The organism is Arthrobacter agilis, from assembly GCF_006494655.1.
Taxonomy (GTDB): Bacteria; Actinomycetota; Actinomycetes; order Actinomycetales; family Micrococcaceae; genus Arthrobacter_D; species Arthrobacter_D agilis.
This window is the reverse complement of record NZ_VHIM01000005.1, coordinates 223,776-240,773: the sequence shown is the minus strand read 5'-3', so window position 1 is coordinate 240,773 and position 16,998 is coordinate 223,776. Positions and strand designations below refer to the sequence as shown.

General features: G+C 69.6%; 9 protein-coding genes and 2 tRNA genes. 5 read left to right on the top strand and 6 right to left on the bottom strand.

From position 1 onward, the window contains the following. Positions 1–40: 40 nt before the first annotated feature. The 3 genes from FJV46_RS09865 to FJV46_RS09855 all read right to left on the bottom strand — a co-directional run bounded on the left by FJV46_RS09865 (position 41) and on the right by FJV46_RS09855 (position 2,982). The gene (locus FJV46_RS09865; protein WP_087028069.1) at positions 41–250 is read right to left on the bottom strand and encodes a YbdD/YjiX family protein; all 210 of its coding nucleotides are present in this window, start codon (positions 248–250) and stop codon (positions 41–43) included. Beyond that, a complete protein-coding gene (locus FJV46_RS09860; RefSeq protein ID WP_087027911.1) occupies positions 250–2,526 on the bottom strand; it encodes a carbon starvation CstA family protein in 2,277 nt (758 codons plus the stop codon). The genes FJV46_RS09865 and FJV46_RS09860 overlap by 1 nt, the downstream gene beginning before the upstream one ends. 225 nt (positions 2,527–2,751) lie before the next feature. Further along, positions 2,752–2,982 (bottom strand): hypothetical protein, encoded by a 231-nt coding sequence (locus tag FJV46_RS09855; protein WP_087027910.1) that lies wholly within the window; start codon positions 2,980–2,982, stop codon positions 2,752–2,754. A gap of 124 nt (positions 2,983–3,106) precedes the next feature. Here FJV46_RS09855 and FJV46_RS09850 point away from each other — a divergent pair, with 124 nt between their 5' ends. Next, complete coding sequence (locus FJV46_RS09850) at positions 3,107–4,195, top strand: FUSC family protein (RefSeq protein ID WP_232008569.1); 1,089 nt, start codon at positions 3,107–3,109, stop codon at positions 4,193–4,195. Here FJV46_RS09850 and FJV46_RS09845 read toward each other — a convergent pair. Then, complete coding sequence (locus FJV46_RS09845; RefSeq protein ID WP_087028067.1) at positions 4,192–5,166, bottom strand: NAD(P)H-quinone oxidoreductase; 975 nt, start codon at positions 5,164–5,166, stop codon at positions 4,192–4,194. The genes FJV46_RS09850 and FJV46_RS09845 overlap by 4 nt on opposite strands. A 63-nt stretch (positions 5,167–5,229) precedes the next feature. On the opposite strand from FJV46_RS09845, the gene FJV46_RS09840 reads away from it, so the two are divergent. Next, positions 5,230–5,317 (top strand) — tRNA-Ser (locus FJV46_RS09840). 328 nt (positions 5,318–5,645) lie between these two features. Then, entirely contained in the window at positions 5,646–10,154 is a 4,509-nt protein-coding gene (locus FJV46_RS09835) for an ExeM/NucH family extracellular endonuclease (protein WP_087027906.1), read from the top strand. Between the two features lie 179 nt (positions 10,155–10,333). Here FJV46_RS09835 and FJV46_RS09830 read toward each other — a convergent pair whose 3' ends face one another. Further along, positions 10,334–12,301 (bottom strand): FAD/NAD(P)-binding protein, encoded by a 1,968-nt coding sequence (locus FJV46_RS09830; RefSeq protein WP_087027904.1) that lies wholly within the window; start codon positions 12,299–12,301, stop codon positions 10,334–10,336. A gap of 129 nt (positions 12,302–12,430) precedes the next feature. Between FJV46_RS09830 and FJV46_RS09825 the strand changes: the two genes are divergently transcribed. Both FJV46_RS09825 and FJV46_RS09820 read left to right on the top strand, forming a co-directional pair. After that, on the top strand, positions 12,431–14,515 hold the full coding sequence (locus FJV46_RS09825) for a prolyl oligopeptidase family serine peptidase (protein ID WP_087027902.1): 2,085 nt from the start codon (positions 12,431–12,433) through the stop codon (positions 14,513–14,515). Positions 14,516–14,633: 118 nt separating this feature from the next. Further along, a tRNA-Ser gene (locus FJV46_RS09820) sits at positions 14,634–14,721 on the top strand. A 97-nt stretch (positions 14,722–14,818) separates the two neighbouring features. Here the strand turns inward: FJV46_RS09820 and FJV46_RS09815 are convergent. After that, positions 14,819–16,933: a RecQ family ATP-dependent DNA helicase gene (locus FJV46_RS09815; protein WP_087027900.1), complete on the bottom strand. Its 2,115-nt coding sequence runs from the start codon at positions 16,931–16,933 to the stop codon at positions 14,819–14,821. Positions 16,934–16,998 lie beyond the last annotated feature (65 nt).

The following is a 16,998-nucleotide window of genomic DNA, read 5'->3' as shown; positions in this document are numbered from 1 at the left end:
CCGGCCCTCGCGGGAGGACCGGGCTTCGCGGCGGGCGTACCTAGCAGCAGCGCCCTTCCGGGTTCGCATCCTGACGGTCCGTCTTGTCACGCCAGAACTCGCGCTCCGTCATGGGCAGACCCCCGGTGTGGGATCGCTCGTGGTGGTCGAGATAGGCCTGGTACGCGTTCTCCCCCATGACGCCCCTGAACAGCCATGCCAGCTCGCGCGCGGTGTCGCGCGCGCGGTGGAGTACCGCCGGGACAGTCATCAGTGGCCCGTCCTCGCCGGACGCCTGCCGGGCTCGAGCGCGGCCCACTGGGCCTCGAGTTCCTTCTCGGCGGGCGTGGCCGCGAGGCCCGCGGGAGCGAAGATCCGGGATGCCACCGGGGCGTCCTCGGTCTCCGCCCCGCCGCCGTTCCGGTACGCCTTGACGGTCGCGATGATCGCCGTCGTGATGACGATGATGGACAGCACCACGAAGACGATGGACAGCGTGCCCTGGATGAAGGTGTTGCGCACCACCGCCTCCATGGCTGCGACGGACGTCGCTGTCCCGAAGCTCTGCTCACCCGCCTCGAGGGCGTTCTTGAAGGCAGTGTGCTGGGCCCAGTACCCGATCGCCGGCGTCGACGAGAAGATCTTCAGGAACGACGCCGTGATGGTCACCACCGAGGCGAAGGCCAGCGGCAGCGCAGGAATCCAGAGGAACCTGAAGAGCCCGCGCTTGGCGCAGATCGCCATGCAGACGGCGAGTGCGATCGCCGCGAGCAGCTGGTTCGCGATGCCGAACAGCGGGAAGAGCGTATTGATGCCGCCGAGCGGGTCGGTGACGCCCATGATCAGGATCGCCCCCCAGCCGGCCACCATGACGGCCGTGCAGATCCACGCGCCCACCCGCCAGGACGTGTCGCGGAAGCGGGGCACGAAGTTCCCGATGCTGTCCTGCAGCATGAACCGGGCCACGCGCGTTCCGGCGTCGACCGCCGTGAGGATGAAGAGCGCCTCGAACATGATGGCGAAGTGGTACCAGAACGCCATCATCCCGGCGCCGCCGAAAACGCCCTGCATGATCTGTGCGATACCGACGGCGAGGGTCGGGGCGCCACCTGTGCGGGAGACGATGGACTCCTCGCCCACGTTGGCGGCCAGGGTGCTCAGGGCGTCCTGGGTGAGGTTCACGCCCGTGAGCCCGAGACCGTTGACGAAGGTGACGGCACCCTCGATGGTGCCGCCGGTCGCGGCGCCCGAGGAGTTCATCGCGAAGTAGATCCCCCGGTCGATCGAGAGGGCGGCGACGAGCGCCATGATGGCAACGAAGGACTCCATGAGCATGCCGCCGTAGCCGATGAACCGGGTCTGGCGTTCCTTCTCGATCATCTTGGGGGTGGTGCCGGAGGCGATCAGCGCGTGGAAGCCCGAGAGCGCACCGCAGGCGATGGTCACGAAGAGGAACGGGAAGAGCGTTCCCGCGACGACGGGGCCGGCACCGGTGGTCGCGTAGTCGGTGACCGCGGGAACGCTGATCTCCGGACGCGTGATGACGATCGCGACGGCGAGCATGAGGATGGTGCCGATCTTCATGAACGTCGACAGGTAGTCGCGCGGGGCGAGCAGGAGCCACACGGGCAGGACGGCGGCGATGAAGCCGTAGATGATGATGCCCCAGGCGATGGTGATGCGGTCCAGCGTGAACATCTCCGCGCCCCAGGCCGTCTCGGAGATCCAGCCACCGCCGATGATGGCGAGCAGGAGCAGCGCGAATCCGATGAGGGACACCTCGGTGACCTTGCCGGGCCTCAGGTAGCGGAGGTAGACCCCCATGAACAGGGCGATCGGGATGGTCATCGAGACGGAGAAGACGCCCCAGGGGCTTTCGCCGAGGGCATTCACGACCACGAGAGCGAGGATCGCCACGATGATGATCATGATCGCCAGGGTGGCGATGAGCGCTGCCGTGCCACCGATGATCCCCAGTTCCTCACGGGCCATCTGGCCGAGCGACCGGCCGCCGCGGCGCATGGAGAAGAACATGACGAGGTAGTCCTGGACGGCGCCGGCGAAGATCACGCCGATGATGATCCACAGGGTGCCGGGCAGGTAGCCCATCTGGGCGGCCAGCACGGGCCCGACCAGGGGCCCGGCTCCCGCGATGGCGGCGAAGTGGTGCCCGAAGAGGACGCGGCGGTCGGTGGCCGCGTAGTCCTTTCCATCGGCCTTGTACTCCGCGGGCGTCGCACGGCGGTCGTCCGGCTTCAGGAGGTTGCGCTCGATGAACTTCGAGTAGAACCGGTAGGCGATGAGATAGGTGCAGACCGCCGCGAACACGAACCAGATGGCGTTCACGGTCTCGCCCCGCACGATGGCGAGGATGGTCCAGGAGACGCCGCCGAGGAGGGCGATGCCCACCCACAGCGCGATCTTCGCCGGTGTCCACCGACGTTCCTCTGCTTCGGCCTGCTGCGGGTCGACGGCGACCGCGGGCAGGTCCGGATCCGTCACCAGCACGTCGTCGTGCCGGTGGGACCCGCTCTGCTTCTTACTCATGATGCTCCTCGAGTGCGAGAGTGTGGTGCACACGAAGGTAGCAACGTAGTGAGGCCTGCGTCACAAGGCAAGCCTCCTGAGGGACGGGATGCGCCGAACACACGTACCGGTGCGCCGGACGGCCGGCTCGTCGGGCCGAGGCTGGCGGGCCTCTGACGAGGGCCGCAGGGCCGCCGCCCGATCAGTGCCGATTGAGGACCGGGCCGCCGCCCGACCAGGGCCGGGTCAGTGCCCGTCGTCCCGTACTGCGGGGGGCTCGTCGTCGTCGTTCGCGTTCAGGCCCTCGCTGATGCTGGAGTGCGTCCTCGTCCGTCCGTCGGCCGGCTCGTCCGCGTCATCCGTGGGCCCGTCGTCGATGCCGTCGGGCGCCTGGTCCCCGAGGTTCTCGGCGAAGATGTCGGCCGCCCGTTCCAGTCCGCCCTCGTGCTCGTCCTGCCCGTGATCGTTCGTACCCATGGCACTGCTCCTTTCCGTCGGTCGTCCTTCCACCCTCGCACAGCGCCGCGAGGATCGAAAGCACACTGATGATGCGCGGTCCGGCGCCCTCCGTGCCCTGACGGGGCAGGCGTAAAGTTAAGGGGTGGCTTCCCGCCACGCGATGCCAGCGGCGCCGTCGATCCCTCCCACCGGAAGCCCGCCCGCCGTGACACTCCTGCGCGATCTCGTGCGCATCGCCCCGCCCGCATCAGACCACCACCCCGCGCTCCGCTGCGCCCTCGGCGTCGGTCTGCCGCTCCTCGCAGTCCTGGTGATGGGCCGGCTCGACCTCGCGGTGTTCGCGACCTTCGGTGCCTTCGCCGGCATCTACGGCCGGAACGAACCGCACCGGCAGCGTCTCGCCACCCAGCTGCGCGGTGGCGGCCTCATGCTCACGGTGATCCTGGCGGCGGCACTGGCGGCACGCGCCGACCTCGGCCCCTGGGACCTGGTGTTCCTGACCAGCGCGGTCGCCGGAGCGGGGACGTTCCTGGCGGGCCTGTTCCGCCTCCGGCCCGGCGGATCACTGTTCCACATCTTCGCGTTCGCCACGATCGCGTCCGTCCCGAGCCAGCCGTCGCTCTGGGAGGGCATGCTGGCGGCGGTCGCCACGGTGGCCTTCGCTGCCGTTCTCGGACAGGCGGGCAACCTCTGGCCGACCCACCGCACGGGGTGGGAGCGGCAGCCCGCCGATCACCCCACGGCGCGGTACCTGGGGGCGCTGGGCCGGGAAGCAGCCCTCTACGTGGCAGCGGCGATGATCGCCGGCAGCGCTGCGACGGCGCTGGGAATCGGACACAGCTACTGGGCGATGGTCGCGGCGACCGTGCCACTGATCGGGCAGTCGGCGCGCGCCCGCGTCACCCGGGGGCTGCAGCGCATCCTGGGTACTGTTGCGGGGCTCGCCCTCACCGCGCTGATCCTCCTGCCCGAGCTGGACGCCTGGCACAAGGTGCTGGTGATCGCCGTCGCGCAGTTCGCCGCCGAGATGTTCATCCTGCGCCAGTACGCCCTCGCCCAGGCGTTCGTGACGCCGCTCGCCCTCGTCTCCGCGGAACTCGCGCACCCGACCGATCCATCGGCCCTGCTGGCCGACCGGGCCGTCGAGACCCTCGTCGGAGCATCGGTGGGCATCGCGCTGGTCGTGCTGCTCCACCTGCGCCAGCACATCCGGCCGGCCCGGTCCTCCTAAGGCAGCGTCAGCAGGACTTTCCCGGTGTGTTCGCCCGAGTCGAAGTAGGCGTGGGCGTCCGCCACGTCCGCGAGGGGGAACGTCCGGCGCACGAAGGGCTCGACCGCGCCCGAGGCGACGAGGGGCCACACGTTCTGCTGCACGGCGGCCATGATGGCGGCCTTCTCCGCCGTCGGCCTGGAACGCAGGGTGGTACCGGCCACACTCGCCCGCTTGCCCATGAGCGCGCCGAGGTCCAGCTCCGCTGTTGCGCCGCCCTGCAGGCCGATCACCACGAGCCGTCCGCCCGTGGCCAGCGCAGCGATGTTGCGGGCCAGGTACTTCGCACCGACGACGTCCAGGATCACGTCGGCGCCCCGGCCGGCCGTCGCGGTGCGGACCTCCTCGACGAAGTCCTGCTGCCGGTAGTCGATCAGCGTCCGCACGCCGAGTGACCTGGCGACGTCGAGCTTCGCGGGAGACCCGGCGGTCACGTGGGGGACGGCGCCGAGGGCGAGGCTCACCTGGACGGCCATGACGCCGATCCCGCCGGATGCGCCATGGATGAGGACGTCGTCGCCCTCTCCCATCCCGGCCTGCAGCACGAGGTTCGACCAGACCGTGGCGGCCGTCTCCGGCAGGCCGGCCGCCTCCACGAGATCCACCCCGTCCGGCGCCCGGACCACCTGGCCGGCGGGCACCGCCACCCGCTCCGCGTAGCCTCCGCCCGCGAGGAGCGCGACGACGGCCTCTCCCGCCCTGAAGTGCGAGCGCCCACCATCGATGATGTGCCCGGACACCTCGAGGCCCGGGATGGGGGACGCACCGGAGGGCGGCGGGTACAGGCCCTTCCGCTGCTGGACGTCGGCCCGGTTCAGCCCCGCGGCGACGACCTCGATCAGGACCTCGTCCCCGGTGGGTACGGGGTCCGCGACCTCCTGCACGGAGAGCACCTCCGGCCCTCCGGCACCCTCGATCACCACTGCCCGCATGTCCACCCCTCCTGTCCGTCGATGGTTGGGCGTCCCCTGCCCTTTCGTGAAACACTATCGGCGGGAAGGTTGTCCGAGCGGCCGAAGGAGCTGGTCTTGAAAACCAGTGGGCGGTTACCCCGTCTCAAGGGTTCGAATCCCTTACCTTCCGCTCCCGAGGAGGCCCCGCTGTGCGGGGCCTCCTTTCATGTTCGGCGCCTCAACGGGGACTACCCCGGCACATGCTGACCGGAACGCTCCAGGAAACCCGCCGAGAACGCTCTTTCGTCCACGATCGAGCACGAGTCGCGCCCGTTCTTCCGCATCCACTGGCTCTTTAGTAACCCATTGTTAACGATGTTCTGGTTGGCTTCTCCCGGGGATAGGAATGTCACCTGCGTCACATACGGTGCACTTGCCAATGCGCCCACCCATCGACGGGTAGGCGGGTTCCACTCGCGGCCGCTCTCGCGGCCATCGTCAAGGAGAAGAAAGAACGAATGACTAATTCGTCATGGAAGGGAGCGCTCGGTGCGGCGCTGTCACTGGGGCTACTCGCCTCGCCGATGATCGCACTGCCTGCCAACGCGGTGGATACACCACCGGGCACGGCGTCCGTCACAGGAGACGGCGTCATCATCAATGAAGCGTTCGTGACCGGGGGCTCCGCAGGAACCCCGTACACCAACAAGTTCGTGGAGCTCTACAACCCGACCGATGCGCCGGTCAGCCTCGAGGGCTGGTCGCTGCAGTACCGGGCACCCGGCTCCACGGCGAACCCGAGCGCCACCGCCCTCCGCGGGACCATCCCCGCCAAGGGCTACTTCCTGGTCCAGGGCGGCAGCAACGGCGCGGCCGGCGTGGCCCTGCCCACCCCCGACCTGGTGACCGGGTTCGGCCCGGGCGGTCCGGGCGGCGTCATCGTCCTGTCCGACCGGTCCAGCAGCGTCGGCGCGCTCCCCGTCGGGAACGCCGCGGGCACTCCCGGCGTCGTCGACCTCCTGGGCTACGGTACGGCGCTCGCGTTCGAGGGTTCCGCCGCCACCACACCTGGCGCCGGCAGCACGAAGTCGACGAACCGGACCAATTTCGCCGACACGGATGACAACGGGGCGGACTTCACGCTCCAGGACACGACACCCATGAACTCGACGTCGGGCGGCAGCACCCCTACGCCGACTCCGACACCCACGCCCACTCCCACCGCCCCGACACCTGGCACAGTCACTCCGATCCGTGACATCCAGGGCACCACCGACACCTCTCCCCTGGTGGGCTCGACCGTCACCACCCGCGGCAAGATCACCGCGGCCTACCCGAGCGGCGGCTTCCAGGGCTTCTTCCTCCAGACCGCGGGCACGTCCGCCGCTGCCGACCAGACGGCGTCGGACGCCCTCTTCGTCTACTCGCCCGCGACCGTCGGGTCCGTCGCGGTGGGCGACCACGTCCAGGTCACGGGTCTCGTCGGCGAGTTCAACGGCATGACCCAGCTCACCGTGGCCGCAGGCGGCACCGAGGAGCTCACCGAAGCAGCCGAGGAGCCGAAGGCCAGCGCCATCGCGCTGCCCGCCAGCGACGCCGCACGCGAGGCCGTCGAGGGCATGCTCTTCCAGCCCGAGGGTGACTTCACCGTCGCCGACAACTACACCGTCAACCAGTACGGCGAGGTGACCCTCGCCACCGGGACGGAACGGCTCCTGCAGCCGACCGACGTCGCCCGGCCCGGCACCCCCGAGTTCGCCGCCGTGGTTGCCGACAACGCCGCACGGGGCATCCGCCTCGACGACGGCGCGTCGACGAACTTCTTCGCCCAAGCCAATCGTGGCAAGGTGCTGCCGTACCTCACCCCGTCGGAGCCCGTCCGCGTGGGATCCACGGCGGAGTTCACGTCGCCTGTGATCCTCGACTACCGCAACAACGCCTGGAAGTTCCAGCCGCTCGCGGAACTCGACGGAGCGAGCCCCGAGGGTGTCCAGCCCGTCCGGTTCAGCGGGGAACGGCCCGCCGCTCCCCAGCAGGTGGGCGGCGACGTGAAGATCGCGTCGTTCAACGTGCTGAACTACTTCCCCACCACGGGCGACGACCTGTCCGGGTGCACCTACTACACGGACCGCGCCGGCAACCCGATCACCATCAACGGCGGCTGTGACGCCCGCGGAGCCGCGAACAAGGAGAACTTCGAGCGCCAGGAGGCGAAGATCGTCGCCGCCATCACGGCGCTCGACGCCGACGTCGTCACGCTGATGGAGATCGAGAACTCGGTCAAGTTCGGCAAGAACCGCGACGCCGCCCTGGCCACCCTCGTCGAGGCTTTGAACGAGAAGTCCCCAGGGACCTGGGACTACGTCCGCTCCCCCGCGGACGTTCCCGCGCCGGCGGACGAGGACGTCATCCGCACCGCGCTGATCTACAAGAAGGCGGTTGCGGAACCCGTCGGAGAGTCCGTGATCCTGAACGACACGGTGGCCTTCTCGAACGCCCGCAAGCCCCTCGCGCAGGCCTTCAAGCCCGTCGGCGGAACCGAGGACCAGACGTTCCTCGCGATCGTCAACCACTTCAAGTCCAAGGGCTCAGGGCCCAGCACCGGGCCGAACGCCGACACCGGCGACGGCCAGGGCGCCTGGAACGCCGCCCGCGTGACGCAGGCCAGGGCGCTCGCCGCCTTCGCCGACACGATGAAGACCGCGGCGAAGACCGACAGGGTCTTCCTCACCGGTGACTTCAACTCCTACACGCAGGAGGACCCCATGCAGGTCCTCTACGAGGCCGGGTACGTCAATCAGGGCGAAAAGGATGACAGCTACTCGTACGTCTTCTCGGGCCTGAGCGGATCACTCGACCACGTTCTCGCCTCGCCCGCGGTGGATGCCACCGTCACGGGCGTGGACACGTGGAACATCAACTCCGTCGAGTCCGTCGCCCTCGAGTACAGCCGGTACAACAACAACGTCACCGACTACTACGTGGCCGATCCCTACCGTGCCAGCGACCACGACCCCGTGATCGTCGGCTTCGACGTCGCCGCCCCGGACACGACCGCCGAGCTCAACCTGCTGAACATCAACGATTTCCACGGTCGGATCGACGCCAACACGGTGCGTTTCGCCGGGACCGTCGAGAAGCTGCGTGCCGAGTTCGGCGAGGACAAAACGGCCTTCCTCTCGGCCGGCGACAACATCGGTGCGTCCCTCTTCGCATCTGCCCTGCAGGACGACGAGCCGACGATCGACGTCCTCAACGCGCTCGAGCTCAAGGCGTCCGCCGTGGGCAACCACGAGTTCGACCGCGGTCTCGAGGACCTCACCGGTCGCGTCAGCGACAGCGCGGACTACCCGATCCTCGGTGCGAACGTCTACACCAAGGGCACGACCGACCCCGCGCTCGACGAGTACTCGATCATCACGGTCGACGGCGTCGACGTCGCGGTCATCGGCGTGGTCACCGAGGAGACGGCCAGCCTGGTCAGCCCCGGCGGCATCGCGACCATCGACTTCGGCGATCCCGTCGAGGCCGTCAACCGCGTCGCCGCCGAGATCGAGGAGCAGGACCTCGCCGACGTCATCGTGGCCGAGTACCACGACGGGGCCGGCGACGGCGTCGTCGAGGGTGCCACGATCGAGGAGGAGATCGCCGCGGGCGGTGCGTTCGCTCGCATCGTCACGGAGACCACGCCCCTGGTCGACGCGATCTTCACGGGACACACGCACAAGCAGTACGCGTGGGACGCTCCCGTCCCCGGTGCTGCCGGTCAGACGCGACCCGTCCTGCAGACGGGCTCCTACGGCGAGTTCATCGGCCAGATCACACTGACGGTGGACACCGCCACGGGCGACGTCGAGTCCTACACGGCCCGCAACGTCGCCCGTACCACGGACGCCGACGCAGGCCTCGTGAGCACCTACCCCCGCGTGGCCGCGGTCAAGACGATCGTGGACGCGGCGCTCGCCGAGGCAGCGGTCATCGGGAACCAGCCGGTGGGGTCGGTCACGCAGGACATCACGACCGCCTTCAACGGCACCACCCGCGATGACCGGACCAGCGAATCGACGCTGGGCAATCTCGTGGCGGACTCCCTCCGCGCGAGCCTGGCCCCCGCGGAACGCGGCGGAGCGCAGATCGGAGTCGTCAACCCGGGCGGCCTCCGCAACGAGCTCTACTACGCCCCCGACGGCGTGGTGACGTTCGCCGAGGCGAACGCCGTCCTGCCCTTCGTCAACGACCTGTGGACCACCACGCTGACCGGCGCGCAGTTCACGGCGATGCTCGAGCAGCAGTGGCAGCCCGAGGGGAGCTCGCGCTCCTTCCTGGCGCTCGGCCTGTCGGACAACGTGTCCGTCACCTACGATCCGGCGCTCGAGCGCGGTTCGCGGATCACCTCCGTCCTGGTCGACGGCGAACCGCTGGACCCCGCAAAGGATTACCGGATCGGGACGTTCAGCTTCCTGGCCCAGGGTGGCGACAACTTCACGGTCTTCCGTGAGGGCGCCGACACCCGCGAGTCCGGACTCGTGGACCGCGACGCGTGGATCGAGTACATCCGCGCGAACAGCCCGCTGTCGCCGTCGTTCGATCGTCGCAGCGTGCAGGTGCAGGGGGCCCCGACCGCGGTGAAGGCGGGTGACGCCGTGAGTTTCGCGGTCTCGAAGCTGGATCTCACGTCGCTCGGCAGCCCGGTCAACACCTCGGTGGCGGCCAGCTATGTCGCAGCGGACGGAACCGCCACGGATCTCGGAGCCTTCCCTGTCACTGCCGGCAGTGCGACCGTGACCGTGACCATCCCGGCGACTGCCGCTGGCGCGGGACGCCTCGTCCTGACGGCGGCTCCGAGCAGCACGACGGTCACCCTTCCGGTGACGGTGGAAGCCGTCCAGGAGCCCGAAGTCCCGGCCGAGCCGGGCAAGCCCGACAAGCCCGACAAGCCGGAAAAGCCCGGCAAGCCGGAAAAGCCCGGCAAGCCGGAAAAGCCCGGCAAGCCGGAGAAGCCCGAGAAGCCGGGTAAGCCCGCCTGATCAGGCCCGCATCACCCAGAAGGGGACTCCCACCGAATGGTCGGTGGGGGTCCCCTTCTGCTTGCCGGAGCGACGTCGCGACCGACGTACCGCGTCAGGCGTCCCCTGGTGCGACGTCCCGCGTCAGGCGTCAGGCGTCAGGCGAGCGACGTCCCGGCTCAGGCGTCCCGCGTCCTGGCTCACGCGTGGATGGCCGCCGGCGGACGCTGCTGCTCGGTGGTCGCCGTCGTGAGGATGCGGGTGGCGATGGCGTCGGCATCGAGCAGTGTCCGCCCGCCGGCCCCGAGCGGCGCCCCGGCCTCGGCGGCGATCGCCGTGCCCCACTGCACGGAGGCGAGTTGAAGGCCGATGACGAACAGCGAGTCCTGTACCCGACCGCTGCTGTGGACCGCACGATACGGCGGAGCGGTAACGTCGAGCCCGGCGGAGATCACCGGGACGCCGTCCTCGGCCATGACGGTCCGGGGGCGGACGAGCCCGCGCTCGAGGAGGTTCCGCATCAAGGGCGACAGGCTCGTCGCCACCCGGTTGGCGGGCATCATCGCCTCGACGAAGTACCGTGCGGTAAATGACTCCCCTGACACCCACGGGGACGCAGCGCGGAACAGTCCCTCGTCCGGATCGAACCCCAAGCTGGGACTGGGCCCCACGAAGCGGACGATCCCGGCCCGGACGAGCGCCGCGAGCTGGGCGATCCTGGCCGGGGGCGGCCCGCTCGCGAGGCCCTCGACGAGAGGCTCGAACCAACCGCGCAGCTCGGCGTCCCACGAGGCGTCCGAGATACCGCCGTCCGCCACCGCCTGCTTGATGACCGAGCGCCCGGCGTTCATCGCGCCGATGGCCATCTTCAGCGGATCCTCCTCGCCGCGCGCGGAGCCCGCCGCGTCCGCCTCGAGGTGGGCGAGGACCGCCTCGGTGAATTCGTCGCCGTCGGCGAAGCGCCGGCCGGCGAGGGGATGGGCAAGGCCCTCGACGTCGACGCGCGACGCGGCGGGGACGGCCGCACCGACGGCGGTTGCAGCTGCCGCCTCCCACTCAGGGCCCTCGAGGTCGAGGGCGGCACCGAGCTCGCGGAGAAACCTGTCGGGCTGCCGGGTCAGTGCGTGGGGCTCGTAGCGGCAGAGCGTCGAGTAGTAGGCCCACAGGGTGTCGCGGTGGAGGAGGGGCCATAGGTCGTGGTCGAACCCGGGCTGGACACCGGCCGCCCTGAACGCGAGGACGCGCTCGGACGTGCAGTACCGGAGCACCACGCTGCGGGGGATGTAGGACTCGAGCGAGGCCTTCGCCCGGTAGGGAACGCCTCGGCGTGATGCGGCCACCAGCCGGGGCTCCCGCCCGGAGGCGCGGTAGGCGAACCGCCCGTCCTCCTGGACGGCGAACCGGCCGCCGCGCCCCTCTGTCAGCTGGATCATGGCATCGAAGAAGTTGAGGCCCAGTCCCCGGACGAGGACGGCCTTGCCGGCAGGCAACCGATGCCAGGCGACGTCCACGGGCACGGCGGGTGGCCAGTACTGCAGGCCGTGCCGGGCAGCCGCATCCTGCAGTTTCTCCTGCTCCGGGGTCAGGGTCGCCGCCAGGTGTCCCAGCGCGAGGACCACGTCGTCGGCGTCGAACCGCGAGCCGTCATCGAGAACGACCCCCCACCGTCGACGGCCGCCACTCTCCAGCGACACCGCCTCCCTCCGGTGGTGGAGCACCGATGTGCCGCTCGGCGCACGCCGGACCACCGCCGCGAACATCCAGGCGAGATACCGCCCGTACAGTGCCCTGCTGGGGAAGTCGCGGGACGTGAGTCCCTTGATCTCCGCCAGGTCCTCGGGGCTCATCCCGGGGATCGCTCCGTCGCCCGCCTGCCGCCGCCAGTCGTCGAAGGACAGCGCCACAGGGGCCTCCGCGACACCTTCCCGGTCGGAGTGGACCGGGACCACGGTCGGGTAGAGGCTCGGAGTGTTCATGAGGAACAGGCGGGACTGGTCGGTCCGCCAGATGTGGCCGGGCCCGGGCTCGAAGGGTTCCACGACGTGGATGACGAGGTCCACCGCTGCGCTTCCTGCAGCCAGTTGTCCGGCGACCAGCCGTTCCACCACGGAGGTCCCCCGGGGCCCGCCGCCGATGACGGCCACGTGCCGTGCCTGACTGTTCTCCACCCCTCCAGAGTAGCCAACGCGGGAACCGTGGCCGCCGGGCCGGGACCGGCTGCAGTGTGGGGACCCGCCCTCGCACGGACCGGGGCGCCAGGCTCTGCTCCCGCCCCATGCCCTGCATAGGATGGGCGCATGCACCCTACGGACACTTCCTCCACGACGGACGACCCCTTCCTCTGGCTGGAGGACATCTACGGTGAACGGCAACTCGACTGGGTGCGGGCCGAGAACGCCCTCACGGAGGAAGCCCTCGTCACGCCGTCCTTCGAGGACCAGGAACGCGGCATCCTCGAGGTGCTCGACTCGACGGACCGCATCCCGATGGCGGGCAAGCACGGCGACTTCTACTACAACTTCTGGCGCGACGCCGGACACCGGCAGGGCATCTGGCGCCGCACCAGCTGGGAGAGTTATGCCTCCACGGAGCCGGACTGGGAGATCCTCCTCGACATCGACGCGCTCAGCGCGGCGGATGGCACCGACTGGGTGTGGGCAGGAGCGATGTTCCTCCGGCCCGCCGACGGCCTGCCGTACACGCGCGCCCTCGTGGCCCTCTCGCCGGACGGCGGCGACGCCACGCGGTACCGGGAGTTCGATCTGCAACGGCTCGACTTCGTGGAGGGCGGCTTCGACGTCCCCACGGCGAAGAGCCGGATCAGCTGGGCGGGTCCGGACACCCTCTATGTCGGTTCCGACTTCGGTCCGGGGTCGCTGACCACGAGTTCCTACCCGAGGACGGTCCGCGTGCTGCCGCGCGGCGGGAGCCTCGATGCCGCCGAGGAGTACTTCGCCGTCGACGAGGACCACATGATGGCCCTCGTCATCCACGACTCCACACCGGGCTTCGAGCGTGACATCGCCGTGGACACGATCGACTTCTACACGCGTCGCACGTACCTGCGCGAGGCCGGGGCCTGGCGGCCGATCGAGGTGCCGGAGGATGCGAGCATCTCGCTGCACCGCGAATGGCTCATCGTCCGGCCGCGCACAGATTGGGCGACGGCCGGCCGGGTCTTCGCCTCCGGGTCACTGCTCGTGATCGGGCTGGAGTCCTTCCTCACCGGCGACCGCGCGTTCGCCGAGGTCTTCGTCCCCGACGCCGCAACGTCCCTGCAGTCATGGAGCTGGACGAGGGATTTCCTCCTGCTCAATCTGCTGCAGGATGTCTCCTCCGAGATCCGCATCCTCGATCCGGCCCAGGGATGGAGGTCCCGTCTGCTCGACGCGTGCCCGCCGCTGCACTCCGTCGACGCCTACGCGGTCGACGACGAGGATGACCGGGCCGGGAACGACTACTGGCTCATCGCCACGGGATTCCTGACGCCGTCCACCCTCTACCGCGGCACCATCGGTGGCGAGCACACAAGCATCAAGTCATCCCCCTCGTACTTCGACGAGGGCAGGTTCGACGTGGAGCAGCACTTCGCCGTCTCGGCGGACGGGACGCGGATCCCCTACTTCCAGATCGCGGCGAAGAGCCTCGAGCTCGACGGCGGGAATCCGGCTCTGCTCTCGGGCTACGGCGGCTTCGAGCACTCCATGACGCCCGCGTACAGCGGCGTGATCGGACGAGGGTGGCTCGAACGGACGACAGCCGACGGCCGTGCAGGGGTGTACGTCCTCGCCAACATCCGCGGCGGTGGGGAGTACGGGCCTCAGTGGCACCATGCGGCCCTGCACGCCAACCGGCATTGCGCGTACGAGGACTTCGCGGCGATCGCCGAGGACCTCGTGGCGCGCCGGGTCACGTCCCCCGAACTCCTCGGGTGCACGGGCCGGAGCAATGGGGGTCTGCTGGTCGGCAACATGCTGACGACGTACCCCCACCTGTTCGGTGCCATCTCCTGCGGTGTCCCGCTGCTGGACATGCGCCGGTACACCAAGCTGTCGGCTGGCTACTCGTGGATCGCGGAGTACGGCGACCCCGACAAACCCGAGGAGTGGGAGTACGTGCGGACCTTCTCGCCGTACCACCTCCTGCGCGAGGACGTCGCGTACCCGAAGACGCTGATCTGGACGGCGACGAGCGACGACAGGGTGGGGCCCGTGCAGGCCCGCAAGATGGCCGCCCGCATGAAGGAGATGGGAGTCCGGGACGTGTGGTTCCACGAGGCGCTCGAGGGCGGACACGCGGGCGCGGCCGACAACCGGCAGGCTGCCAGAATGCACGCGATGAGCTTCGAGTTCCTCTGGCGGGCTTTGACCGGGTCCCTGTGAGCCGGGTTCCCGTGCGCGGCGTCCGGTCGTGCCCTGCGGGCGCTACCGCGCCGGGCCGGGTCGGTTTTGCTCTTGCCCGCCCCTTCTGGGTAACCTTGGCAGGCTAGAGATAGCCGATGGAGACGTGCCAGAGCGGCCGAATGGGCTTCACTGCTAATGAAGTGTGGGCCTAAAGCCTACCGGGGGTTCAAATCCCCCCGTCTCCGCTGAAAAGCCCCCGTGCGAACGGGGGCTTTTTCGTTGCGCGGCGAGTGCCTGCCGGCGGTCAGACCAGCGGGTGCCGGCCGACGGTCAGGCCGGCGGTCAGGCCTTCAAAGCGAGCGCGAAGGGCAGCACGCCCGAGGCACCGGCAGCACGCAGGGCGCGCCCTGCCTCGGTGATCGTCCACCGACTGTCGGCGAAGTCGTCCACCAGCAGCACCGGCCCGGGATTCGCGGCGAACCAGGCGGACCCCGCGTCCGGGACCGTGAAGTGGTCCCAGACCTGCGCGAGGCGGAAGGCGCTGTTGCCTCCGGGTTGCCCCTGAGGGAATCCGTGCGGCGTCTCGAGCTGTCCGAGGTACGGGATGCGACCCACCTCCGCGAGCGCAGTCGCCAGGGAGCCGATGAGCTGGGGGCGACGCCGGGACGGGACGCTCACCACGGCTACCGGCCGCTCGTCCCAGCCCCACTGCGCCAGCACCCGGACCACGGCGTCGACGACTGCGGGGTCGAGCGGCGCATCCGGTGTCGCGTCCGCCGTGAGTTCACGCAGCCTGTTGCCCCAGCCGAGATCGGTCAGGCGGGCGAGCGCCCGCCCGGGCAGGCTCACTTCGCCCGGCTTCAGCTTCCCCTTCAGAGGTACACCGAGCTTGTCCATGCCGCTCGGCCACTGACCCCGGGGCTCCAGCTCCACTCCTACCCGGCTGAGGGCCTGGTTCGCGGAATCGGAGGCCTCGTGCGCCACGTCGTCCGAGTACCAGGGCCCGGCACAGTTGTCGCATCGACCACACGGGGTCGCTGCGGGGTCGTCGAGCGAGGTCGACAGGAATTCCATGCGGCACCCGGCTGTGTTCTCGTAGTCGAGCATCGCGCGCTGTTCGACGATGCGCGCCTCGCTGATGCGCCGGTACCGGTCGGCGTCATAGCTCCACGGGGTCCCGGTGCTCTCCCACCCGCCCGTGACCTTCCGGACCGCGCCGTCGACGTCGAGCACCTTGAGGAGGAGTTCGAGGGGCGAACGTTTGAGGTTGACGCGGGTCTCGAGGGCGGGTGTCGAGAGGACCGTGCCCGGAGACAGGGCGTCCAGGACCCTGACCGCGGCGTCCTCGGACGGCATGGACGCCGTGGCGAAGTACTCCCAGATGTCACGGTCCTCCGCCCCCGGCAGCAGCAGGACGTCGGCGTTCGGGGTCCCGCGGCCGGCGCGGCCGACCTGCTGGTAGTAGGCGACAGGCGACGACGGCGCCCCGAGGTGCACCACGAAACCGAGATCGGGCTTGTCGAAGCCCATGCCGAGTGCGCTCGTGGCGACGAGCGCCTTCACCTCGTTGTTCTTCAGGGCCGCCTCCGCCACCTCGCGATCGGCGGGGTCGGTCCGGCCCGTGTAGGCGCGGACCGCATGGCCATTCTCGCGCAGGAGCCGTGCCGTGTCCTCCGCCGCGGACACGGTGAGCGCATAGATGATGCCGCTGCCGGGCAGGTCCGCCAGATGTGTCAGGAGCCAGGCCAGGCGTGCACGGGGGCTCGGCAGCCTGAGCACGCCGAGGCGCAGGGATTTGCGGGCGAGTTCACCGCGGAGGGTGAAGACATCGGTACCGCCCGCGCCGAGCTGCTCCTCGACGTCCTCCACGACGCGGGAGTTGGCCGTGGCCGTGGTGGCGAGGACCGGCACGCCCTGCGGCAGCCCCATGATCAGGTCGCGGAGCCTGCGGTAGTCCGGCCGGAAGTCGTGCCCCCAGTCGGAGATGCAATGTGCCTCGTCGATCACCAGCAGACCGGTGCGCCGCATCAGTTCCGGAAGATACAGCTCACGGAAGGACGGGTTGTTGAGACGTTCGGGCGAGACGAGGAGCACATCCACCTCGTCCGCCTGGAGCTTCGCCGTGATGTCCTGCCATTCGGTCTGATTCGCGGAGTTGATGGCCACGGCACGCACCCCGGCCCGGGCCGCGGCGGCCACCTGGTCCCGCATGAGGGCCAGCAGCGGCGACACGATCAGCGTGGGCCCGGCGCCCCGGGCACGCAGGAGGAGACTTGCCACGAAGTACACGGCCGACTTGCCCCACCCCGTCCGCTGCACGACGAGCGCCCGGCGGCCGTCTTCGACGAGTGCCTCGATGGCCTCGAACTGACCGTCATGGAACCGGGCCTCGGGTGACCCGACGAGGGTATGGAGGATCGTGGTGGCTTGCTCGTTCAGGGTGGTGGTGGGCGACATGCTTCCCAGTATCCCAGCCGCCTCCCCCACTCATCCCGCCGTCCGTCCGCTATGTGGGCAACCTG